The 23,070-nt window shown below is 63.7% G+C and carries 23 protein-coding genes and 1 other RNA gene; 6 read left to right on the forward strand and 18 right to left on the reverse strand.

What is annotated here, in order from left to right:
• Positions 1-28 precede the first annotated feature (28 nt).
• From recA to dapA, 7 genes are all read right to left on the reverse strand, one after another.
• Complete coding sequence (gene recA, locus GGC65_RS05510) at positions 29-1,108, reverse strand: recombinase RecA (RefSeq protein ID WP_093508743.1); 1,080 nt, start codon at positions 1,106-1,108, stop codon at positions 29-31.
• 121 nt (positions 1,109-1,229) lie between these two features.
• Entirely contained in the window at positions 1,230-1,583 is a 354-nt protein-coding gene (locus tag GGC65_RS05515; protein ID WP_192646243.1) for a response regulator, read from the reverse strand.
• Positions 1,573-3,957, reverse strand: coding sequence for a response regulator (locus GGC65_RS05520; RefSeq protein ID WP_225940685.1), 2,385 nt, complete (start codon positions 3,955-3,957; stop codon positions 1,573-1,575). The genes GGC65_RS05515 and GGC65_RS05520 overlap by 11 nt, the downstream gene beginning before the upstream one ends.
• Positions 3,958-4,046: 89 nt before the next feature.
• Positions 4,047-6,104 (reverse strand): M13 family metallopeptidase, encoded by a 2,058-nt coding sequence (locus GGC65_RS05525; protein ID WP_192646244.1) that lies wholly within the window; start codon positions 6,102-6,104, stop codon positions 4,047-4,049.
• A gap of 96 nt (positions 6,105-6,200) precedes the next feature.
• Positions 6,201-6,824, reverse strand: coding sequence for a DUF2062 domain-containing protein (locus GGC65_RS05530; protein WP_192646245.1), 624 nt, complete (start codon positions 6,822-6,824; stop codon positions 6,201-6,203).
• Positions 6,821-7,306: an SsrA-binding protein SmpB gene (gene smpB, locus GGC65_RS05535; RefSeq protein WP_192646246.1), complete on the reverse strand. Its 486-nt coding sequence runs from the start codon at positions 7,304-7,306 to the stop codon at positions 6,821-6,823. The genes GGC65_RS05530 and smpB overlap by 4 nt, the downstream gene beginning before the upstream one ends.
• Positions 7,307-7,314: 8 nt before the next feature.
• Positions 7,315-8,190, reverse strand: a complete 876-nt coding sequence (gene dapA, locus GGC65_RS05540; protein ID WP_192646247.1) for a 4-hydroxy-tetrahydrodipicolinate synthase — start codon at positions 8,188-8,190, stop codon at positions 7,315-7,317.
• Between the two features lie 100 nt (positions 8,191-8,290).
• Here dapA and GGC65_RS05545 point away from each other — a divergent pair, with 100 nt between their 5' ends.
• Complete coding sequence (locus tag GGC65_RS05545; protein ID WP_192646248.1) at positions 8,291-10,321, forward strand: lytic transglycosylase domain-containing protein; 2,031 nt, start codon at positions 8,291-8,293, stop codon at positions 10,319-10,321.
• Positions 10,322-10,327: 6 nt separating this feature from the next.
• Positions 10,328-10,816 carry a transcription elongation factor GreB gene (greB, locus tag GGC65_RS05550; RefSeq protein ID WP_192646249.1) on the forward strand — a complete coding sequence of 163 codons (489 nt, stop codon included), beginning with the start codon at positions 10,328-10,330 and terminating at the stop codon, positions 10,814-10,816.
• 76 nt (positions 10,817-10,892) lie between these two features.
• On the opposite strand, the gene GGC65_RS05555 is transcribed toward greB, so the two are convergent.
• On the reverse strand, positions 10,893-11,318 hold the full coding sequence (locus tag GGC65_RS05555; RefSeq protein WP_192646250.1) for a hypothetical protein: 426 nt from the start codon (positions 11,316-11,318) through the stop codon (positions 10,893-10,895).
• Between the two features lie 251 nt (positions 11,319-11,569).
• Here GGC65_RS05555 and GGC65_RS05560 point away from each other — a divergent pair, with 251 nt between their 5' ends.
• Positions 11,570-12,157, forward strand: coding sequence for a hypothetical protein (locus GGC65_RS05560; RefSeq protein ID WP_192646251.1), 588 nt, complete (start codon positions 11,570-11,572; stop codon positions 12,155-12,157).
• Between the two features lie 7 nt (positions 12,158-12,164).
• Here GGC65_RS05560 and GGC65_RS05565 read toward each other — a convergent pair whose 3' ends face one another.
• The 9 genes from GGC65_RS05565 to GGC65_RS05605 all read right to left on the reverse strand — a co-directional run bounded on the left by GGC65_RS05565 (position 12,165) and on the right by GGC65_RS05605 (position 19,570).
• Positions 12,165-12,320, reverse strand: a complete 156-nt coding sequence (locus GGC65_RS05565) for a hypothetical protein (protein ID WP_177175745.1) — start codon at positions 12,318-12,320, stop codon at positions 12,165-12,167.
• A 75-nt stretch (positions 12,321-12,395) separates the two neighbouring features.
• Positions 12,396-12,782, reverse strand: an RNA gene (gene rnpB, locus GGC65_RS05570) — RNase P RNA component class A.
• 37 nt (positions 12,783-12,819) lie between these two features.
• A complete protein-coding gene (locus GGC65_RS05575; RefSeq protein WP_192646252.1) occupies positions 12,820-13,509 on the reverse strand; it encodes an N-acetylmuramoyl-L-alanine amidase in 690 nt (229 codons plus the stop codon).
• A 67-nt stretch (positions 13,510-13,576) separates the two neighbouring features.
• A complete protein-coding gene (locus GGC65_RS05580) occupies positions 13,577-14,449 on the reverse strand; it encodes a CheR family methyltransferase (RefSeq protein WP_192646253.1) in 873 nt (290 codons plus the stop codon).
• A complete protein-coding gene (gene cheB, locus GGC65_RS05585) occupies positions 14,446-15,546 on the reverse strand; it encodes a chemotaxis-specific protein-glutamate methyltransferase CheB (protein WP_192646254.1) in 1,101 nt (366 codons plus the stop codon). Before cheB ends, GGC65_RS05580 begins: the two co-directional genes overlap by 4 nt.
• A gap of 24 nt (positions 15,547-15,570) precedes the next feature.
• Entirely contained in the window at positions 15,571-15,945 is a 375-nt protein-coding gene (locus tag GGC65_RS05590; RefSeq protein ID WP_192646255.1) for a response regulator, read from the reverse strand.
• 77 nt (positions 15,946-16,022) lie between these two features.
• Positions 16,023-16,460, reverse strand: a complete 438-nt coding sequence (locus GGC65_RS05595) for a chemotaxis protein CheW (protein ID WP_192646256.1) — start codon at positions 16,458-16,460, stop codon at positions 16,023-16,025.
• Positions 16,457-18,889 (reverse strand): chemotaxis protein CheA, encoded by a 2,433-nt coding sequence (locus tag GGC65_RS05600; protein WP_225940686.1) that lies wholly within the window; start codon positions 18,887-18,889, stop codon positions 16,457-16,459. Before GGC65_RS05600 ends, GGC65_RS05595 begins: the two co-directional genes overlap by 4 nt.
• Before the next feature lie 24 nt (positions 18,890-18,913).
• On the reverse strand, positions 18,914-19,570 hold the full coding sequence (locus GGC65_RS05605; RefSeq protein WP_192646257.1) for a histidine phosphotransferase family protein: 657 nt from the start codon (positions 19,568-19,570) through the stop codon (positions 18,914-18,916).
• 138 nt (positions 19,571-19,708) lie between these two features.
• Here GGC65_RS05605 and GGC65_RS05610 point away from each other — a divergent pair, with 138 nt between their 5' ends.
• The 3 genes from GGC65_RS05610 (at position 19,709) to mtgA (ending at position 22,410) form a co-directional block, all read left to right on the forward strand.
• Positions 19,709-20,665: an RluA family pseudouridine synthase gene (locus GGC65_RS05610; protein ID WP_192646258.1), complete on the forward strand. Its 957-nt coding sequence runs from the start codon at positions 19,709-19,711 to the stop codon at positions 20,663-20,665.
• A gap of 80 nt (positions 20,666-20,745) precedes the next feature.
• Positions 20,746-21,648: an RNA polymerase sigma factor RpoH gene (rpoH, locus tag GGC65_RS05615; RefSeq protein ID WP_192646259.1), complete on the forward strand. Its 903-nt coding sequence runs from the start codon at positions 20,746-20,748 to the stop codon at positions 21,646-21,648.
• Between the two features lie 54 nt (positions 21,649-21,702).
• Positions 21,703-22,410: a monofunctional biosynthetic peptidoglycan transglycosylase gene (gene mtgA, locus GGC65_RS05620; protein WP_192646260.1), complete on the forward strand. Its 708-nt coding sequence runs from the start codon at positions 21,703-21,705 to the stop codon at positions 22,408-22,410.
• A gap of 27 nt (positions 22,411-22,437) precedes the next feature.
• On the opposite strand, the gene GGC65_RS05625 is transcribed toward mtgA, so the two are convergent.
• Positions 22,438-23,058 (reverse strand): SMI1/KNR4 family protein, encoded by a 621-nt coding sequence (locus tag GGC65_RS05625; protein ID WP_192646261.1) that lies wholly within the window; start codon positions 23,056-23,058, stop codon positions 22,438-22,440.
• Positions 23,059-23,070: the final 12 nt, after the last annotated feature.

Raw genomic sequence — 23,070 nt, forward strand, 5'->3', positions numbered from 1 at the left:
CCGACGAAGCGAACCGGCCGGAGGACTATCAATTGTCGTCGTCGCCCTCATCGTCGGGGCCCGCCATCATTTCTTCGGCGACCGCGTCGGTGCGGCTGCGGATCGCGGCTTCGAGCCGCTCGCGCAGTTCGGGATTTTCGGTCAGGAAATTCTTCGCATTCTCGCGGCCCTGCCCGATGCGGATCGAGTCATAGCTGAACCAGGCGCCCGATTTCTCGACGAGCCCGGCCTTGACGCCGATGTCGAGGATCTCGCCGATCTTCGAAATGCCCTGCCCGTACATGATGTCGAATTCGACCTGCTTGAACGGCGGCGCGACCTTGTTCTTCACCACCTTCACGCGCGTCGTGTTGCCGACGATCTCGTCGCCATTCTTGATCTGCCCGGTGCGGCGGATGTCGAGGCGGACCGACGCGTAGAATTTGAGCGCGTTGCCGCCGGTCGTGGTTTCGGGATTGCCGTACATCACGCCGATTTTCATGCGCAGCTGGTTGATGAAGATCACCATGCAGCGCGAGCGGCTGATCGAGCCGGTGAGCTTGCGCAGCGACTGCGACATCAGACGCGCCTGGAGCCCGACATGGCTGTCGCCCATCTCACCCTCAATTTCCGCGCGCGGAACGAGCGCGGCGACCGAGTCGACGACGAGCACGTCAATCGCATTAGACCGCACAAGCGTATCGACGATTTCGAGCGCCTGCTCGCCCGTGTCGGGTTGCGACACGATGAGTTCGTCGATATTGACGCCGAGCTTGCGCGCATAGACGGGGTCGAGCGCATGTTCGGCGTCGACGAAGGCGACGGTGCCGCCGGTCTTCTGCGCTTCGGCGAGGGTGTGGAGCGCAAGCGTCGTCTTGCCCGAGCTTTCGGGGCCGTAGATTTCGATCACGCGGCCGCGCGGCAGACCGCCGACCCCGAGCGCGATGTCGAGGCCGAGCGAGCCGGTCGAGATCGCCTCGACCTGCATGGCTTCCTTCGAGCCCAATTTCATTACCGAGCCCTTGCCGAACGCGCGATCGATCTGCGCGAGCGCGGCGTCGAGCGCCTTCTGCCTGTCCGTGTTGTTCACTGATTTCCCCGATTCGACGAGTGACAATTGTCCGGCCATGACCGTCCCTTTCCAGCTCTAGAGCGACAGCAGAAGCATCGCAACGCCGGAACTATGTGCCACATTTGTTCTCAGTGAACAAGTGGAGAACAAAATAAAATCACGGCAGAAAGAAATCGCATTAATCCGCCGAAAAATCCTCCAGCGCCGCCTCGATATCGCTGATCCGGAACGGCTTCGTAATCAGCTTGCGATGCGCATGCGCGGGCGGAATGACATCGCCGCCGCCCGAGGTGAAGGCAAAGGGGATGCCGCGTTCGGCGAGGGCGTCGGCGACCGGCCAGCCCTTTTCGTCACCGAGGTTGATGTCAACGAGGGCACCAGCGAGCGGCTCGGCGGCGATGAGCGCAAGCGCCTCCTCATTGGTCGTCGCCTGCGCGGGTTCGGGGAGGTCGAGCGCGTCGAACATGTCGACCAGCATCATACCGATCAGAACATCGTCCTCGACGAGAAGGATGCGCGGATTACTGGCCATTCGGCACCCGATGCGCAGCGTCGTCAAGCGCCGCCGATGTCGCCTCGGCGAGCTGCGCGACCGAGAAAGGTTTGGGCAGGAAGGCGACATTGTCGATATCGATCGACTGGCGGAGCTGCTCTTCGGCATAGCCCGACATGAACAGGACCGGCAGGTCGGGCCGCTTGGCGCGCATCGCGCGCACCATCGCGGGTCCGTCCATCGTCGGCATCACGACGTCGCTGATAATCAAATCGACCTTCTCCATCTGTGCAAAACGCTCGAGCCCCTCTTCGCCCTGCGAAGCGGTGACGACGCTATAACCCGCACGCGTCAGCGCGCGTTCCGCGACGGCGCGCACCATATCCTCATCCTCGACCAGCAGGATCGTTCCGGTCCCCCACTGGCTCTTCTTCGGTTTGGCGGGCGGCGGCACGACAACGGGCGCGTCGCCATCTGCGCGATGGACGGGCAGATAGATGAAGAAGCTCGTCCCCTGCCCCGGTTTGCTTTCGGCGAAGATGAAGCCCGCCGACTGCTTGATGATCCCGTAGACGGTCGACAGACCCAGCCCCGTGCCCTTGCCGACGTCCTTGGTCGTGAAAAAGGGCTCGAAAATCTTCGGCAACACGTCGGCGGGAATGCCGGTGCCCGTGTCGCTGACCTTGAGCGCGCAATAATCGGCGGGCGGCATGAATTCATTGCCCATCTGCCGCACATCGGCCGCCGACACCGGATAGGTTTCCATCGTCAACGTCCCGCCGCCCGGCATCGCGTCGCGCGCATTGACCGCAAGGTTGATGATGACCTGTTCGAGCTGCCCCGGATCGGCGCGCACCGCGCCAAGGCCGCGACCGTGATGCACTGCCAGCTGGACCGTCTCGCCGATCAGGCGCTTCAAGAGGTGCGACACTTCGGAAATCACGTCAGGCAGCTGCAAAATCTGCGGGCGTAGCGTCTGCTGCCGCGAGAAGGCGAGCAATTGCCGCGTCAGGCTGGCGGCACGATTGGCGTTGCTGCGGATCTGCTGGATGTCGTCATAGTCGCTGTCACCGGGCGTATGGCGCATCAGCATCAGGTCGCACGCGCCGAGAACCGCGGTCAGGATATTGTTGAAATCGTGCGCGACGCCGCCGGCAAGCTGCCCGACCGCCTGCATCTTCGACGCCTGCGCCACCTGCTGCTTCAGCCGCGATTCCTCGCTCGAATCCTTGAGGCTGAGCAGCACCGCAGCCTCGCCCAGCCCGCGCACGCCGACAATCCGCATCGACACGGGATCGCCGCTTTGCCCGGCGAGCCGGATCGACAGGTCGCCCCCGACTTGCTGCCCGCTGCTGTGACGGCGGATCATATCGGCAAGCGGGCCCTTGTCCTCCCCGACGACGATGTCGCCCGGATAGCGCGGCATCTTTCCTTCGGGAAGGTTGGCCGCCCGGACGAACGCCCGGTTCACATAGAGAAAGCGCCCGTCGCGATCGACCATTGCGAGCCCGAAGGGTAGCAGCGACAGCAGGGTTTCAACATAGGTCTGCGCGGTGCCGCGGTCGGTGGGGCCCATTTCCTCGTCGAGCATCGCGAGCAGCATCGGCGTATTGCTGTCGGCGGGCGCGAGCGGGATCTGGATCAGGCGCACCGGCGTCGCGCGATCACCCTCGCGCGCGAAATAAAGCGCGCCGGCATCGTCGAGCCGAATCATCGGCGCGACGTCGCGGCCGGCATAATGAACCGCATCATCCTCGCCCAGCGCGCGAAGCAGGAAGGCCTGATTCGCAACGCGCAGCCGCCCCTCGGCGCTGACGAGCGCCGCCATCACCCCCGCATGACCCAATGTGCGCCCCGCTGGACCATCGAGATGCCGCACGATCTCACCCGCGAGGTCGAGCCGTTCGAGCGCCGAAAAGCGCCAGACGAGATAGTCGTCGGATTGCCCGGTCCGCGTCACCTGCGCGCGCAATTGCAACGGCCCGATCGCGATGTCGTCGGCATAGCCCTCGCCATCGCGCCATGCGACTCGGCCGGCATTCTTCAGCGTCTCGGCGCCCCGCCCTTCGAGCGGCAGGCCGGGCGGCGTCACAAAACCATTGAACCAGGTTCCGAACAGATCGTTCGCGCAAACCATTCGGCCCCCGCGATCGGTCACGGCGATCGCGATATCGTCGTGATTGACCGCCTGACGAAGCATCGTCCAGTCGGGCGCAACCGCCTCGCCGGTCACCACCGCCGGGAACAGCCGCCGCGCGAGCAGCACACCGCCTACGGCAACGGCAAGCCCGGCAAGGAAGCCTGCCGCCAATACCGCGTCGCCCGTCGCCCAGAACAGCAGTGCGGCGGACAGCAACGCCAGCCCGCCGAGCACTGCCTTGTCGACCGGCGACAGGCCCGCCGGGGCCGACAAAGGCCCGGCGGGGCCTGCCCCCCTGATGAAATCGCCATCAGCGGAAGGCAGGCTTTGCACGGTCAATGACGGACTTTCCAGTTAGCGCATCACCAGATGCGGACGCGATCCTTCGGCTCGAGATAGAGCTTCTGACCCTGCTTGATCTGATAGGCCTTATACCAAGGGTCAAGATTGCGCGAGACCCAAGTCCGCTGGATCGACGGCGAATGCGGATCGGTCGTGATACGCTGCGACAGATTCTGCTCGCGATAGTTGCGGCGCCACACTTGCGCCCAGCCGAGGAAGAAGCGCTGGTCGCCGGTCAGACCGTCGATCACCGGCGCTTCCTTGCCGCCCAGCGACTTTTTATATGCGTCATAAGCGACGGTCAGGCCAGCCAGATCGCCGATATTCTCGCCGAGCGTGAAGGTTCCGTCGAGCTTTTCGCCCGGCAGGACTTCATAGGCATCATATTGCGCGATGAGCGCCTTGCCCGCAGCTTCGAACGCCGCGACATCGGCGGGGGTCCACCAGTCGGCGAGCTTGCCGGTCTCGTCATATTTCGCGCCCTGGTCGTCGAAATGATGGCTGACTTCGTGGCCGATCACCGCGCCGATGCCGCCATAATTTACCGCAGCGTCGGCATGCGGATCGAAGAAGGGCGGCTGGAGGATCGCGGCAGGGAAGACGATCTCGTTCATGCCGAAATTGGCATAGGCGTTGATCGTCATCGGGGTCATGAACCATTCCCAGCGACGGATCGGTCCACCGAGATGGCCGATATTGTCATCGTGCGCGAACTGGTTCGAACGCAGCGAATTGCCGAACAGGTCGTCGGCACGGATTTCCAGCTTGCTGTAATCCTTCCACTGATCGGGATAGCCGATCTTGGTGGTGAAATTGGCGAGCTTTTCGCGCGCCTTGACCTTGGTCGCGGGCTGCATCCACGTCAGCCCGTCGATGCGGCTTCCCATCGAGGCGAGGACGTTCTTTACCAGCGTGTCCATCGCCGCCTTGGTTTCGGGCGGGAAATATTTCGCGACATAGTCCTTGCCGACCGCGTCGCCGAGGCTCCCCGTCGTGAAGTCGACGCCGCGCTTCCAGCGTTCTTCCATCTGCGGCGTGCCCGACAGCGCCGTGCTGTAGAAGGAGAACGCCTCCTTTGCGACGGCATCGGGCAGGACGCCCGCGAAGCTGTCGAGACTCCGCACGAGCAGCTGGTCACGGATCACCGCGATCGGCGCATCGGCAATCAGCTTGGCTTCGCCGGTGAACGCGCTCGGCTGCGACACGATCAGCGTGTTTTCCTTGACGCCGAGACCGCGGATGAAGGTCGACCAGTCGAAGCCCGGTGCCGCCTTGGCCAGCTCGGCGATCGTCATCTTGTTATAGGCCTTGGTCGCGTCGCTGCTGTCATTCTTGTCCCAGTGGACCGTCGCGACCTGCTTTTCGAAATCATAGATCGCCTTGGCGCGCGCCGGGGCATTGGCTTCGCCCGCGAGCGTCAGGACATTCTCCAAATGCTTGAGGTAGGCCGCCTGCAGCGCGGTGTTCCGCTCGTTTTCCTTCAGGTAGAAATCGCGGTCGGGCATGCCGATGCCGCCCTGGAAGATGATGTAGGTATAGACGTCTGGGTTCTTGTCATCCTGCCCGACATAGCCGCCGAAGAAATGCTGGACGCCATTGCGGTCGGCTTCGGCGAGCAGAGCCGCGAGACCCGGCTTCTCGACGGCGCGGATCTTGTTCAGCCACGGCTGGATCGGCGCGAGCCCCTTGGCTTCGACCGTCGCCGAGTCGAGATAGGATGCATAGGCGCGGCCGATCATGCTGTTCGGGTCGCCCTTGGCGGCGTCGAGGATTTCACGCGTGCGCGTCTGCGACAGGTCATTGAGCGCGGTGAACATGCCATAATTCGACTTGTCGGCCGGGATCTGCGTGTTCTTCGCCCAGGTGCCGTTGGCATAGGCATAGAAATCGTCGCCCGGCTGGACACTCTTGTCCATGCCCGACAGGTCGAAACCGAAATCGCCGATCTCGGGCTTGGCGGCGGCTTCGGTGGCAGGCGCGGTCGCGGCCTTTTCCTTGGCGGTCGCCGGAGCAGCGGCGAGCATCAGCGCGCCAAGCGCGGCGGTCGCCATCAGGCGCGAAGAAATATGCAGAGTCATGATATTCCCCAGTTTTCAATTTGAAGCGAAAATCCGCGCCGCGCAGGCACGGTGCGGATCAGCGATGGAACAGCTATACGCCCGCCGTTCGGCGGTTCAACCGGCCGCGGTGTCGCTGGTCGATGCCTCATGTCGTTGGTCGCGCGCACGGCGGATCTTGCGGCGCCAGCGGAGGCGGATCCAATTGTCCCAGATCACCGACGCAAGGAGGTAGCCGACCGCTGCGGACGCCACCGAGATCACGAACAGCCCGGCCAGCCCGCCGAGCAGCGCCGTGCCCGCATTTGCCGTGAACCAGTGCCACCATTCGACTAGCGAGGCACCTTCGTCATAGAGGATATAAAGGTTCGACACATTGGTGTGCATACCAAACAGCGCGCTGCCCAGCCACACCGACGCCGCAAGGATCAGCGGCGTGGTCACGGGGTTCGAAAGAAAGGTCATCGCCGCACCGATCGGGATGTTGGCGCGGAACGGCAGCGCGAGCAGCGCAACGCCCAGGATCTGGACCCCCGGGATCAGGAAGAAGATGCCGACGAAAAGCCCCAGCGCCGTGCCGCGCCGCACCGACGTTCGCGTAAAACGCCACAAATGGCTATGCGCGACCCGATGCGCAAAAGGCTTGATGAAGCGGCTTTCGAGAAGCTCTTCGCGGCTCGGCGAATTGCGGCGAATCCAGTTCATCACCGCCGCCTTGTCCTTCGGCTTGCCCCCGCTCATCCGCGGTCCTTCATCAACCGCTGCTTGTCGCGCTTCCAGTCGCGTTCCTTGATCGATTCGCGCTTGTCGTGCGCCTTCTTGCCCTTGGCGATCGCCAGTTCGACCTTGGCGCGGCCGCGGCTGTTGAAATAGATCGAGAGCGGAACGAGCGTCATCCCCTGCCGCGCGACCGCGGCGTGCATCTTGTTGATCTCGCGGCCGCTGAGCAACAGCTTGCGCGGCCGTTTGGGTTCATGATTGTGCCGGTTTCCGTGGCTGAATTCGGGGATGTTGCTGTTCACCAGCCACACCTCGTGCCCCTTTACCTCGGCATAACTCTCCGCAATCGTCCCTTCGCCGAAACGCAGCGACTTGACCTCGGTCCCTTGCAACGCAATCCCCGCCTCGAACACCTCGTCGATGGCAAAGTCGAACCGCGCGCGCCGGTTCTCGGCGACGATCTTCTTCTTGTCGAATTCGGCGGCGGACTGGGGACGAGCCATTGTTAGACCTAGATTACTCCGGCCGCGGACAGCGCGGCATCGACTGCGGCGCGCGATGCATCGTTCGCCGGGATAATAGGTAGGCGCACTTCGGGCGAAAACCAGTCGTGGACGCGCGACAGCGCATATTTGACCGGCCCCGGCGAGGTGTCGGAGAACATCGCCTTGTGCAGGTCGAACAATTTGTCGTGCAGCGCCAGCGCACGCGCCCAGTCGCCTGCGGCGGCGGCCGCGGCGAAATCGGCGCAGAGGCGCGGCGCGACATTGGCGGTGACCGAGATGCAGCCTGCGCCGCCCATCACGGCGTGCGGCAGCCAGAGGTCGTCGTTGCCCGAAAGCTGGCAGAAGTCCTCGCCCGCCCCGGCGCGCTGGACCGTCACGCGCGCCAGATCGCCGCTCGCATCCTTGATCGCAACGACGCTCGGGATTTCGGCGAGCTTGCACAGGGTCTCGGCGCTGATGTCGGCAACGGTACGGCCGGGAACATTATAGACGACGATCGGCAGGTCGCTAGCATCGGCGAGTGCCTTGAAATGCGCGATCATGCCATCCTGGCTCGGACGGTTGTAATAGGGCGCGACGATCAGCGCGGCGGCCGCACCGGCCGCCTGCGCATGGCGCATATGACGGATTGCCGTCGCGGTGTCGTTCGAACCGCACCCCGCGATCACGGGGACCCGCCCCGCCGCCGCTTCAAGACAGGTGTCGATCACCTGATAATGTTCGTCGAAGCCGAGCGTCGGGCTTTCACCGGTCGTTCCGCATGGGACCAGCGCGCTGCTGCCCTCTTTGATCTGCCAATCGACGAGGCGCGCGAAGGCCGGCGCGTCGAACGCCCCATCGCGGAATGGCGTCACCAAAGCGGGAATCGAACCCGAAAACATGCTCCGCTCCTTTACAATTAACCGCTGTGACCGATAGAATCCGGCCAGCGCGCCGCTATTGGACGTCTATTCAGCGCCCCGCAAGGAGTTTGGCATTACTATGGCCGGTATGATCTCGCTGCCCAGCATATCCCGCCTCGCGCTCGCCGCGGCCCTCCTGATCCCTACCGCTGTCCATGCCAGCGAACTCACTCCCGAACAAATGGCTTGGTACCGCGCCCAGATGGGCCTCGCGGCCAATTCGGGGCCGCCGCCGTCGACGAGTTCGGTCGGCGACGCGGTGATGGAATGGCGGCGCCTGACCGCGAATACCGGCGCCTCTTTCGACCAGCTGTCGCGCTTCCTGATGGCGAACAAGGGCTGGCCTGATAGCGACAAGATGCGCACGCGCGCCGAAAAAGCCATCTCGCTCGACAGCTACGATCCACAGCGCACCCTCGCCTATTTCCAGGCCTATCCGCCGCAGACAGCGAGCGGCCAGCTCCGCTACGCGCTTGCCCTCAACGCGTCGGGACGCCGCGAGGACGCCAATGCCGCCGTCCGCCGCGCATGGACCAGCGGCCCGCTCGACGATTATGAAACGAGCCGCGCGCTCGCCATGTTCCCCGGCGCGATCACCCCCGCCGACCATGACGCAAGGATGGACAGGCTGCTCTGGCTCGGCCAGACATCGGCCGCGAGCCGCCAACTCGCCTACACCTCGCCCGACAAACGCAACATATTCGCCGCGCGGCTCGCGATGCGCAACGCGTCGGTCGACGCCGCTTTTCAGGCATCGGCCGCCGAAAGCGCCAATCCGTCGCTGACGCGTACCGACGCCGGCTATATCACCGACAAGGCGACGTGGCTGCGCAAGGCAGGCCGCGTCGGCGAAGCGCGCGCGCTGCTCGCGGCGCCCCGATCACTCGCCAAGCCGCCGACCGATACCGAGGAATGGCTCGAAACCTTGCTCACCAACGCGCGGCAGGCGAGCGACGGCGGCGATAAGACGACCGCCTATAATATCGCACGCCAACTCGACGACGCCTTCCCGCCCGGGACGGTGATCCGCGAAGCGCCGCTCAGCGTGCGCGACGACTACACCTCGCTCGCCTGGCTCGCGGGGCAACTCGCCTATCGCGACCTTCGCCGTCCGGCCGAAGCCGTGCGCCTCTACCGCGCCTATGGCGAAGCCGCGCGCTCGGCGCAGACGCGCACCAAGGGCTTCTACTGGGCCGGCCGTGCCGCGCTGGCCGCCGGTGACTCGAGCACGGCGAACGCCCATTTTGCCGATGCCGCGCAGCATTACGACCAATTCTACGGCCAGCTGGCGCTCGAGCGACTGAACCGCCCGCAGCCCAAGCCGACGCCGAACCCGACCATCCAGGTGAGCAACGACGATCGCCGCGAATTCGAGGACGACCGGCTGGTCCGCGCCGCGCGCGCGCTGGGTGAAATCGGCGCGTGGCGCGAACAGTCCCTGTTCCTGCGTGCGCTCGCGCAAAAAGCGACCTCGCCCGCCGACCATGTGCTTGCGGGCAAGCTGGCGTCGCAGATCGGGCGCCCCGACCTCGGCGTGATGATCGGCCGCAGCGCGCAGGCGAACAGCCTCGACGCGGTCGAGGTGTCGGGCTTCCCGACCGTCCGCGTTCCTGCAGGGCATGAAAGCAACTGGACCTTCATCCACGCGATCACGCGGCAGGAAAGCCAGTTCGACCGCCAGGCAATCAGCCACGCCGGCGCGCGCGGCATGATGCAGCTGATGCCGGGCACCGCGCGCGAAGTCGCGGGCAAGCTCGGGATGAGCTATGACATGGGCTCGCTGACCACGGACACCAATTACAACATGATGCTGGGCTCGACCTACTTCCAGCAGATGCTGCGCTATTTTGGCGGCAGCTATCCGCTGGCGGTGGCGGCGTACAACGCCGGCCCCGGCAATGTGAACAAATGGCTGCGCGCCAATGGCGATCCGCGCGGTGGCGGGATCGAGATGGTCGACTGGATCGAGGCGATCCCGATCTTCGAAACGCGCAATTATGTGCAGCGGGTGCTCGAAAATGCCGTGGTCTACGACACGCTGCGCGACGGCGGCGGGTCGCGGCAGCAGGCGCCGCTGAGCTTCTACCTCGGCAAGCGCACGCCCGGCTGACGTTTCATGGCGGGGGACAAGACGAACATCATCAGCCCGGCGGGCTATGCCGCGCTGCGCGCCGAATATGACACGCTGCTCGGCGACGAGCGCCCGAAGCTGGTCGAAGTGATCAGCTGGGCCGCGGGCAATGGCGACCGCAGCGAGAATGGCGATTATATCTATGGCCGCAAGCGGCTGCGCGAAATCGACCGTCGGCTGGGCTTCCTTGCCCGGCGGATGAAGGCGGCCCGCGTTGTGGATCCCGCTCAGCAGCCCGACAAGAGCCGCATCTGGTTCGGTGCCACGGTCGAGCTCGCCGACGATGACGATGCGCGGCGGATCGTCACTTTGGTCGGCGACGACGAGGCCGAGGCGGGCGAAGGCCGGATCGGCTGGAACAGTCCTCTCGCCCGCGCGCTACGCGGCGCGGCGATCGGCGATTTGCGCACAGTGCAACTACCCGCTGGGCCAAAGGAATGGGAAGTGATGGCGGTCAGCTATCCCGCGAGCTGATCTTTCCGTCCGCCTTCGACCAATTGCGGCCATTCAGCATGGCTGGGCATTTCTGAGGCCGGCCGCTCAGCGAGCTTCATTCAGAGTATCCTGTGAAGCCTCGCAATCTACCGGTGAAATCTTTGGCGGCCGCGTCCAAAGCATTCAATTTGAATGCTGGGGGTGATGCACAAGTTCGTTTGGCCCGATCCAACCAGATAAGAATGTTCGCGCGCAGCTGCGTCTGAACTTCCTTATCCGTCATCTGCAACCATTCATCTGTTGCCATGGAATAGGATGCTTCGAAGCTCTCCTCTCCCATGCACTTGTCGATATACATCGACACGTTCACTGAAGCGCTGCCTTCGCTCCAGCGAACCTCTAGGTCATTGTGCTCATCACCTTGCGCCAATATCACGGAAGCATCGCCGCCATTTGCGCCATCCACACTTGATATGCCGGCTACAAGCCATGGTCCGTAGTTTTTGCCCGTGGGTATAGATGCTGTTGCTACTGCGCTCACCGACAGCAGGAATAGGCAGGATAGTGATCGCATTTTTCGAGGCTGGGCCAAAAGCTACCGTTCTGCAACCCGCCCCTAGCCAGCCATTCCTCCGGCAAGGCTGTGCGCGTGGTCACCGACAGCGGCTGGACGCCGCGCTAGCAACTGATAATCTGGCCGCGACGGGTGGGAGGATCATGATGCGAAGCTTGGGATGGATCGCCGCGCTTTTATTGGGAAGCGCCACGCACGCAGCGCTTGCGCGCGAACCGATGCAACCGATCTCCGACGCCACATTGAACGACTGGCTCGAGATGGGCGAGGAGATCGAGACACGCATCGACGGCGACCTCAACGGCGACGGCGATCCCGATACCGCCTATGTCGTCGCGAGCCCCGATGTGCGAACGCTGCATGTGCAGCTGAGCTACCGCGCCGAGTTCGACATCGGGCACCAGCCGGCGGGAAGCTTCAAGCTCGAACCCGATCGCCTGGGGCCCGCCGACCTCTCGATCAACAAGGGCGTGCTGACGGTCCGCGACCTCACCGGCGGCACCACCGCAATGTCGGCCGTCTATCGTTACCGCGCCGCGATGACGAAGGACGGCCCACGCATGCGGCTGATCGGGCTCGATGCAAAGGTATACAGCCGGACCTACGCCCACGACGGCGATGAAATGAGCTGGAATGTCACGACCGGCGACACCATCACGACCCTTCTGAAGATCAAGGGGACCGGCGAAGATCGCACCTATGACAAGCTTTACACGCGCAAGTTCAAGCGTCCGGTGCGAACCATCTATATGGAGGATACGCCGGGCGCCGAGGAAGAGCTGGTTAGCGTGACCAAGGCGAAATAGTCGGCGATCAGGGCTGCAACAGCGCGGGAATGATCCAGATCGCGGACAGTACGATAATCACCGCGATCAGCGAAAAGGCCAGCACATAGCGGACATTATGTCCTTTCACCCCGCTGCTTGCCTCGGTTTCGGTTACCTCGACATGGTCATCGACGACTTTCATGGTTCGTCTCCTTTTCTGGTCCGCCTAATACGCGGCCCGGCGCGGCGCGGTTCCCGCGCGGCTTTCAGGGAGAGAATTGCCAGAGGGTCTGTAAGCCGGGTTCTGTCCACCCCTTTCGGGGATGGGCGATCATTCCTCTAGGCAAACGGTTACCCGAACGCTCAAGCAGTCAACCCGGACGGCTGGGCCGGAATCAGCCCTGGATAAATCCGTACCGTCCCTATTCGACCTTGCTCCCGGTGGGGTTTGCCGTGCCGCGCCTGTTACCAGCCGCGCGGTGCGCTCTTACCGCACCCTTTCACCTTTCGCCGGGCCGAAGCCTGTGGCGGTCTGCTCTCTGTGGCACTTTCCCTGAACCTGGCCAAAGCCCGATCCGCCGGACGTTATCCGGCACCGTGATTTCCGTGGAGCCCGGACTTTCCTCCCCTTTCTTGCGAAAGCGGCGATCGCCCGACCCTCTGGCCCTCACCTTATACGCGTCGCGACCCGATTTGACGAGTCAATTGCCCTCGGGTTGCGGCAGCAGCAGCGCGAGCAGGATTGCGCGGCATTCCCCGCAGATCGTGCCGTCGATCAGCTCAGGGCGAAAGCGCCGCTGGAACGCGACCGTCGCTGCGAAGCCGTCGGTCACATCATAACCGAAACGTTCGAGCGCGAGCAGGAAACCGGCGTCGGTCCAAAGTGGATCGGTGAGTTTCTTCGTCGGACGCGGCAGCGCGAGGCGGCGGCGCGCAAGCTCTTCCCACGGGAACAGCTCGCCCGGATCCTGCTTGCGCGTCGGTGCGATATCCGAATGGCCAACAACGTTGCCGCGGGTGATCGCGTGGCGATCCTTGATCAGATGGACGAGGCGGACGACCGACGCGACCTGCGGCTCGGGGAACGGGACATAGCCCCATTCGTGCCCCGGATTGACGATCTCGATCCCGACGCTTGCCGAGTTGATATCGCTGATGCCCCGCCAGTGCGACTTGCCGGCATGCCAGGCGCGCTTGTCCTCGGGCACCATCTGGGTGATCTGGCCATCCTCGCTGACGACATAGTGCGCCGACACTTTCGCTTCAGGATTGGCAAGCCAATCAATGGCTTCGGCACCACTCTTCATACCCGTATAGTGCAGCACGATCATCGAGATGGGCAGCGCGCGCTCGTCGAAATTGGGAGACCAGCGTTCGATAAAATCGCTCATTCGCTTTGGGGGTCCGTCCTGTGCTTGCCAATCCATCGATTGCGCCAGTAGGGCGCAAAAAGCAAGGTCAGGCGGCGATCGGTCGCGAGGAATCGGGGCGGCGCACCTGCTGGTCGGCAGGCTCGTAAAGGCCGCGCAGACGCGGGCTGGCAACGAATTGATCGGTCTGCCCGAGCACTGTTTCGCCGGCGCCGAGTACGAGGAAGCTTTGCGGCGCTGCCATCGCGCGGAGCCGAGCAAAGGCTTTCTGTCGCATCGGGGCCGAAAAATAGAGGAGCAGGTTGCGGCAAAAGATCAGGTCGGCGGGGCTTGCGAGCGGCGGCCGGTCGGTGAGCATATTCTGCACCGAAAAATCGACGCGGCGGCGCAGGTCGGCCTTGGCCAGCCATCCGCCTTCGGTCTGGTCGAACCAGCGCACCATGCGCTGCACCGGCAGCCCGCGCTGGATCTCGAACTGGCTATAGAGCCCGACGCGCGCGCGCGAAATCGCATGATAGCTGACATCGGTGCCGACGATATCGACCTGCCAGCCCGCCCATTTCGTGCCTTGCTCGGCGATCAGCATCGCCAGCGAATAGGCTTCCTGTCCCGTAGACACCCCGCAATGCCAGACGGTCAGCCGGCGCCGCAGCTTGTTGATCTCGCGGATTTGCTCAAGCGCGGTTGCAGCAATTTCGTCGAACACGCTATATTCGCGGTAAAAATAGGTTTCGTTGTTGAGCATCGCATCGACCGTGTCATCGAGCAATTGTCGGCTGTTCGACGTCACGAGCGCCGCGACCAGCGCGTCGAGATCGGCGATTCCGTGGCGCTGCATCACCGGCTTCAGCGACATTTCGATCCGCCAGATGCGGTTCGGCGACAGCGTCTGCCCGGTCCGCGATTCGAGCACCCCCATCAACACGCGATACGCCGACTCGCTGGCGGTCGCGCCCATCATGACTTGCGGCGCCCGGGAAGGAAGCTGCCGAGCATTAGCGCGATTGCGTCGGGGTTGAGCGTCGCCGCGGCAATTCCCGCCTTCGCAACCGCGCCCGGCATACCCCAGATCACGCAGCTCTCCGGTGCCTGCGCGAAGATCGTGCCGCCCGCCTCTTTCAGCCGTGCCGCGCCGATCACGCCGTCCCGGCCCATGCCGCTCAGGATGACAGCGACGCCGCCCTTGCCATAAACGTCGGCCACCGAATCGAGCATCGGATCGGCCGAGGGACAACAGCCATTGTCCATCGCGCGGCGATCGAGCGCGATCTCGCGGCGGCGTCCGCTGGCGACGACGACCAGATGGGCGTCACCGGGGGCCAGATAGATGCAGCCGCGCTCGACGACCATTCCCGCCTCGGCAACGCGCACGCGGCGCGCGGTCATCGTCGCGATCTGCTTGGCGTAAAACTCCATGAAAGCGTCGGGCAGATGCTGGGTGAGCAGGATCGGTGCGGTGATGCGCGGGTCGAGATTGGCGAGGAAATTGGCGAAAGCGGGAATGCCGCCGGTCGATGCTGCGACTGCGATGCATTCGATCGGCTGATCGGTGTCGATCGCGAGCACGGCAGGCGCTGGCGCCGGGCGCTCGGCAACGGGGACCGGCGCGGGGAAATCGCTTTGATGGCCAAGCGTCATGATGCGCTCGGTCAGCACTTCAGCGAAACGTCCCGAGAAACTGCCGCGGCCGGGCTTGGCGAGCGTGTCGCTGGCGCCGAGCGCCAGCGCGTCGATCGCCGCCGGGCCGCCCTCGACGCAGTTCGACGACAGGATGAGCACCCGCGCCTTTTCGGCGCGCGCCAATATATGCGGCAGGGCATCGATGCCGTTCATTCCCGGCATTTCGATATCAAGGATGACGACATCGACCGGCTCGCGCGCCAGATAGTCGAGCGCGTCATGCGCCGAAGCAACCGAAGCGCAAATCTTCAGCCCCGGGCGCTGGTCGACGATCCGCTCGAGGATGCTGCGAACGACCAGACTGTCGTCCACGAGCATCACGCGCACCGTGCGGGCGGTCGGCTCGGGATCTTGTATCAGGGGTTGTGGACGGGCCACTTAAAACACCTCGAACAGAAAACCTTAGGCGATGCCGACGAGCTGCAGCTTTCCTTCAAGCGTTTCGCGGTCGAACGGCTTCATGACATATTCGTCGGCGCCGGCCTCGATCGCCGCGCGGATATGGTCGATGCTGTTTTCGGTCGTGCAGAAAACGACGCGCGGCCGTTCTTCGCGGCCATAATCGAGATCGTTGAACGCCCCGAGGAACTCCATTCCGCTCATGACCGGCATGTTCCAGTCGAGCAGGATGACGTCGGGGCGATTGGCGCGGCAGAAGGTCAGCGCCTCCTGCCCGTCGGCGGCCTCGTCGACGGCAAAGGACATGCTTTCAAGAATATGGCGCGCGACCTTGCGAATGACTTTGCTGTCGTCGACCACCAGACAAGATTTCGACATTCAATTTAACTCCGACCCCCGGGATTTGGGCATGTTTACGGTGAAGGCGTGTGCAGCCCGTTAATAAACGACCGAATTCATGCCGCCTTTAAGGCCGGCAGCGTGATAAAATTGGACGGATCGACAACCAGCAGCGAAGCGCCCCGATGTTCGATCATCGCATCGGCGACGCGCGCCCAGCCGGGCAGGAGTTTGCCGGCGACCCGAGTCTCGGGCGCATCGATGAAACAGACGTCCTCGATTTCGTCGGCAAGCAGCGCATAACCGTGCTCGGCAACGTCGACGACGATCACGCGCTGGCCCGGCGCGACGGGTACCGCAGGCAGCCCAATGACGACATGCGGGTCGATAAGCGTGAAGACACGGCTGCGCAGCGCGAAAAGCCCGGCGACGTGCGGCGGCGCGGCGGGCACTTCGACCGGTATACCGACGGTAACCACCGAATTAATCGCGCGGCTGCGGAGCGCGACGCGCGTATCGGCAATCCGCGCGATCAGATAGAGTTTTTCCATCATGCGCGGTCTCCCCCAACCTGCCGGCGCAACGCGTCGAGCAACGCCTGACGGTCATAACGATAGACGGTTTCGTCTTCGGGCCCCGCTGCGGCTATCGAGGTACGCAGCCGGATCACCGGCACCTCGCCGTTAGCAGCGCCCAAAACCTCGTCTTCTTCGGTGCAGCACAGCAGGACATCGGGCACTTCATCCGACGCGTCGTCGCCCAGGACGACGCGATAGCCGGCGCTACGCAGGATCGGCGCGAGGAAATTGCCGCCCCACCCGTCACGGTCGTCGGCCAGGCGGCAAAGCGGCTGGCGCAGCGCCGGTGCAGGTGCGCCTGCGGCATATTGCTCCATTAGCCAGAAGGGATCGATCAGTTCGACCGGATCGCCGCCGACGAGCACGACGCCCGCGATCAGGCCCGGCGCCGCCGACGGCTGAACGGCATCGGGCAGGCGCACGATGTCGATCACCTCGGCGATCGGATAACAGAGCACAGCGTGACCATCGTAGAGGCGAAGCAGCTTCAGCGTCCCCTCGCCGCCCGGCAGCGTCGCGGCATGGACGGGGAATATATCGTCGCCGATCTGCGCCTGCACGCGGCCCGCGCTTTCGAACAGCGCCGATGCGGGCACTTCCTCGACGCGTTCGATGACCGACAGGCGGACGCCGCGGACACGGCTGTTCATGTCGCGGAACAGCAGCAGCTGGACGGCATTGCGCGCCGCCGCGGCTGCTGCGTCGGCTTCGGCCATCCGGTTATGGCTGCGGCCCGCTTCGCTTGCATCGATCGCCGCGGCGGCCAGCAGCCCCTGGACATCGAGCAGCAGCACGGGGCGGCCATTGTCGGGCAACGTCGTCCCGGCGTAGAGGCCCGTCGCCATGATCATCGGCGCCGCCGGCTTGATCACCAGTTCCTCATGGTCGTGGATCGCCGCGACGCTCAGCGCATAGCTTTGCCCCTGCCCCGGCCGCACGATCACGAGCGCGCGGTCGTCGCTGTCGTCGTCCGCGTCGCGCTCGCGGCCCAATATGTTTTCCAGCCGAAGGAGCGGGAATTGTTCGCCGCGGACGGTCGCGAGCTCGCCGCCGCCAAGCTGGTCGATTCGCACCGTATCGCCGCTTTCGAGCACGATTTCGCGCACAGCGCCACGCGGGATCGCAAAATATTGCCCCGCTGCGCGCACCATCAGCCCCGAAATGATCGTCAGCGTCATCGGCACGCGGAGCAGGATCGAAAGGCCGCGCCCCTCATCATTGCGCAGTTCGACGATGCCGCCGATCTTTTCGACATTCGCCTTGACGATATCCATTCCGACGCCGCGCCCCGAAACCGCGGTCACTTTCGCTGCGGTCGAGAAGCCGGGGCGGAAGATCAGCTCGAGCTTTTCCTTGGGCGTCAACGCGCGCGCGTCGGTCGCGGTAACGACGCGCGACGCGATCGCCTTGGCGACCAGCGCGTCGGGCGAAAGTCCGCGGCCATCGTCGCGCACTTCGATTTCGATCTGGTTGCCCGACTGCCGCGCCGAAACCGAGATCGTCGCTGTGATATCCTTGCCGGCGGCGACGCGATCCTCGAGCGATTCGATGCCATGGTCGATCGCGTTGCGAACGATGTGGATCAAAGGATCGCGGATATTCTCCATCATCTCGCGGTCGAGCTCGACCTCGCCGCCACTCGTCTGGAAGGCAATCTTCTTGCGCATGTCGTGCGCAAGATCGCGAACGATGCGCGGCAGCGGCGCGAACAATTTGTCGATGCGCTGCATGCGCATCTGGCTGACCGACTGGCGCATTCCGGCAATCGAATCGGAGAGGCGGTCGAACGAGGCGATCACCGACAGATCGGCCCCCGACTCGCGCAGCATCCGGGCGAACTCGTTGCGGGCCAGCACGATGTCGGTGACCCCCGTCATCACGCTGTCGAGCAGCGGCAGCGGCACGCGGATCGAGCGCCAGTTTTGCAATTCGGCCTGAAGATCGTCCTCGCGGCGCATCGGGACACCCGCGACCTCGACCACCGGCTCGTCGGCGACATCCTCCACCGCAAGGGCACCGATGACGTCGCGGTCATCGCCCGCGGGCTCGACGCCCTCCTTACCAAGCGCAGTGCAAAGGTCGCCGAGCCGGTCGAGGATGCCGAGCACCCCGGTGACGAGCGCGGCGTTCGCCGGACGGTTACCGCGCCGCACCTGATCGAGCGCATCTTCGGCGGCGTGCGACAGCGCGGTAACGCGCGGCAAGGCGAGGAAACCCGAGCTGCCCTTGATCGTGTGGACGAAGCGAAAAATCGCATCGAGCTGCGCGCGATCGGCGGGGTCCGCCTCCCATGCGACAATGGCCCCGCCGGCTTCGGCAAGGATTTCCGCCGTTTCGGCCAGAAAGTCGTTCAGCAGATCGTCCATCGCGGTACCGGTGCGCCCCAAAAACTGAGGTTCGACCATGCCCGACAATGGTTAAAAGTGGCTTTACCCGCGGCCGCGGAGGACGGCTCCAACCAGCAACGACGTCGGCGTTTCGCGCGCCAGCATCACCGTCCCCTCATTCTGCCGCGCCACCGCTTGCACCAGCACCGCGGGCGCGGTGCGCGACGTCATCGGGCTCGCGCCTTCGCCTTCGGCAAGGATGCGCTCGACGTCGGCGTCGAGGAAGATGCGTTCGGCCTCGACATGCAGCGCGATCTCGATGCCCCCATCCTTGTCGGCACCCTGCTTTTCGCAGCCGACATCGAGCCGCCCGCCACGCACGAGCGCATCGACGAGCAGCAGCGACAGGTTGAGGATGATCTTCACCGCGGGCTTGGGCAGCGGGTCGGTCCCGATCATCCAGTTAAGTTCGATCGCACGGTCACCGATGATGCCCTGGATCGCCGACTTCGCTTCGTCGGCTGGCACAAGCTCACCGAACCCGCCGGCCGAACCGAAAGCGAGGCGGAAGAACTTCAGCTTGTTTGCCGAAGTCCGCGCGCTCTGCTCAAGCAGTTCGAAGCAACGCTCACGCATCGCCGGGTCTTTTTCGTCGGCGAGCAGTTCGAGCCCGTTGGCGAAGGCCCCGACAGGGCTCAGCAGGTCGTGACACAGGCGCGAGGCCAGCATCGAGGCGAAATCGACGCGATCGTCGGACATGGATGAAATGGCTCCCCAGCGCAGCGTCCGGACCTTTCCGGCATGAGCTGCTCCTACGGCACCAACGCCGTCCAGAGCAAGCACGATACGGCGAGCCGCACCCTTGAATTTCGCCGTCCGAAAACCACATTGTCATCAATGCAGGGGGACGACGACATTTTGACCGTAGCGCTGGACAATAGCGCGGCCGGGCTGCGGCTCGACCGGGCCTTGGCCGAGGCGCTCCCCAGCCTGTCGCGCGAGCGGTTGAAGACCCTCATCAAGGGCGGCCGCGTCGTCGACGCGAGCGGCAATATCCTTTGGGATCCGTCGGCCAAGGCGTCCGCACCCGCGACGATCGAAGTCCGCCTGCCCGTTGCCACGCCTGCGCATAATGTCGCGCAGGATATGGATCTGGTCATCGCCTACGAAGACGAGCATCTGATCGTCGTCGACAAGCCGGCGGGCATGGTCGTCCATCCCGCCGCGGGCAATCTCGACGGAACGATGGTCAACGCCTTGCTTCACCATTGCGCGGGTCAATTGTCGGGGATCGGCGGCGTGGCGCGGCCGGGGATCGTCCACCGCATCGACAAGGACACGAGCGGGCTGATCGTCGCCGCGAAGCACGACAAGGCGCACGAAGGCCTTGCCAAGCAGTTCGCCGCGCACAGCATCGACCGCCGCTATCTCGCGATCGCGACCGGGCGGCCGATGCCCGCAAACGGCACGGTCGATGCGGCGCTCGGCCGCTCGAGCACCAACCGCAAGAAGATGGCGGTGGTTGCCGAAGGGCGCGGCAAGCATGCGATCACGCACTACCGCACGATCGAGCCGTTGAAGGGCGCGACTTTGGTCGAATGCCGGCTCGAAACCGGCCGCACGCATCAGGTGCGCGTCCATATGGCGCATATAGGCCATCCGCTGGTCGGTGACCCCGTTTACGGACGCCAACGTAAACCTTTGTCTGATATCCTTCGGGCCCGGAATTTCGTACGTCAGGCGTTGCACGCCGCCCATTTGGGTTTTATTCATCCGGTGACCGGTAACGACATCGCGCTCGACAGCGAACTCCCAGGCGACATGCGGGAACTGATCGATGAATTGCGCGTTTAGGTTTCGAATGAAAATCTATTTTGACCGCCGGACCCAACCGCGGCATATTTCTCCTCTGAAAATAAGGGAAGTCTCTACCCATGGCTAACAAAAGCAATGTTCCGGCAACGGTGCCCGCGCTCGGCGGTGAGGCGAGCCTGAACCGCTACCTGGCCGAAATCCGCAAATTCCCCCTGCTCACCCCCGAGCAGGAATATATGCTCGCCAAGCGATTCCAGGAGCATGGCGACAATGAAGCTGCGGCGCAGCTCGTCACCTCGCACCTCCGTCTCGTCGCCAAGATCGCGATGGGCTATCGCGGCTATGGCCTGCCCGTCAGCGAGCTGATCAGCGAAGGCAATATCGGCCTGATGCAGGGCGTGAAGAAGTTCGACCCCGAACGCGGCTTCCGCCTCGCCACCTATGCGATGTGGTGGATCCGCGCCTCGATCCAGGAATTCATCCTGCGCTCGTGGAGCCTTGTGAAGATGGGCACCACCGCGGCGCAGAAAAAGCTGTTCTTCAACCTTCGCCGGATGAAGAACAATCTCGCGGCGTTCGAGGACGGCGACCTGTCGCCCGAACATCTGACCAAGATCGCGACCGACCTCGGTGTGACCGAGGAAGAAGTCGTCAGCATGAACCGCCGCATGTCGATGGGCGGCGACACCTCGCTCAACGTCCCGATGGGCGAAGATGGCGACAGCCAGTGGCAGGATCTGCTCGGCGACGAAGGTCCGCTGCAGGACGAGCGCGTCGCCGAAGCGCAGGAACGCGATGTGCGCCACTCGCTGCTTAATGAGGCGCTGGAATCGCTCAACGAGCGCGAACGCCACATCCTGACCGAGCGCCGCCTGACCGACGATCCCAAGACGCTCGAGGACCTGAGCCAGGTTTACGACGTCAGCCGCGAACGCGTCCGCCAGATCGAGGTGCGCGCGTTCGAAAAGCTGCAAAAGGCGATGCTGAAGCTCGCGGGCGACCGCCGCTTGGTCGGCGCCTGATTTTTCCCTAAACAGCCGCTTGCCACCCGGTGGCAAGCGGCTAATTTGCGGCGCATGGCAACTCCTCCCCGCGCAAAGAAGCGCAAGCTCCCCTGGTATTTGCGGCCATTCAAATGGCTGCTGTGGTTCATCATCGCCTCGGTGCTGTGGGTGCTGATCTACGCCGTCGTGCCCCCGCCGGTGACCTTCACCATGCTGACCGACAGCAGCGGGATCACCAAGGATTGGGAAAGCCTGTCGAACATCGACCGCAACATGGTCGCCGCCGCGATCGCGGCCGAGGACGGCAAATTCTGTACCCATGACGGATTCGACCGCGACGCGATCGAACAGGCGATCGAGCGCAACGCCAAGGGCAAGCGTATGCGCGGCGGATCGACAATCAGCCAGCAGACCGCGAAAAACGTCTTCCTGTGGCAGGGCAGCGGCTGGACGCGCTATGTCCGCAAGGTGCCCGAAGTCTGGTTCACCTTCCTGATCGAGAAGATCTGGGGCAAGCGGCGGATCATGGAGGTTTACCTCAATGTCGCCGAAACCGGCATCGGCACCTACGGCGTCGAGGCCGGCGCGCAGCGCTATTTCAAGCATGGCGCCAGCAAGCTCACGCCGGCCGAAGCGGGACGCATCGCCGCGATCCTGCCGCTCCCCAAGAAACGCGAAGCGATCAGCCCCTCGGGCTTCACCCGCCGTTACGGCAACACGATCCGCGCGCGCATCGGCGTTGTGAAGCGCGACGGGCTGGATTCCTGCATTTACAAGTAAGAGCTGCTTTGGGGTGGGGAGCGGACATTAGGCGGTTCCCCCGACTCCAAGCAGTAACTGGTCGATGACTTCCAAATCGCCAATGAAGTCGCCATCGAGTGTCCAGAACTGGGCCATCTCTCGAGTGAAGCTCTCCACGCAATCGAAAATGTCCTCGTAATGGCGCAGCGCCTCGCCAGTCTGTCCGTGGAGGACGGCAAGTTGATCGTCAGGCCCGCATATGATTTCGTCCTGACGAAGAACAGAGATGCTACCTACCCGAAAATATCCCTGTCCATGCCATTCCGGGCGCATTGCCCCAAAAACGTAATTATCTTGCTCAATGCTGATCGGAATTTCTCTAGCGGGGTCACGACTAAAGTTTTTTACAAATCCACTAACGCTAACTTGCCCTTCAAAGAGCCGAGCGCCATTGGTTGCCCGGTAAAAATTAAACAGCCGAGGAGGAATAGGTTGACCGACAATATCCTCTATTTCGGTAATCTCTTCCCTGCTCAATCCGGCATATAAGCGGTGCAAATAGGCGTAGGCGCCATTTTGTGGCTGATGGCATATCAGCCGCACTTTTCTATTATCGTTTAGCGACTGGCCACCGGACCAGCGGGAAAGCATTGCCAGCATCTTTTCGGTGGGGTTCTCATCAGTCATCGGCGGCCATCA

It is taken from the genome of Sphingopyxis sp. OAS728, assembly GCF_014873485.1.
In the GTDB taxonomy this organism is placed as follows: Bacteria; Pseudomonadota; Alphaproteobacteria; order Sphingomonadales; family Sphingomonadaceae; genus Sphingopyxis.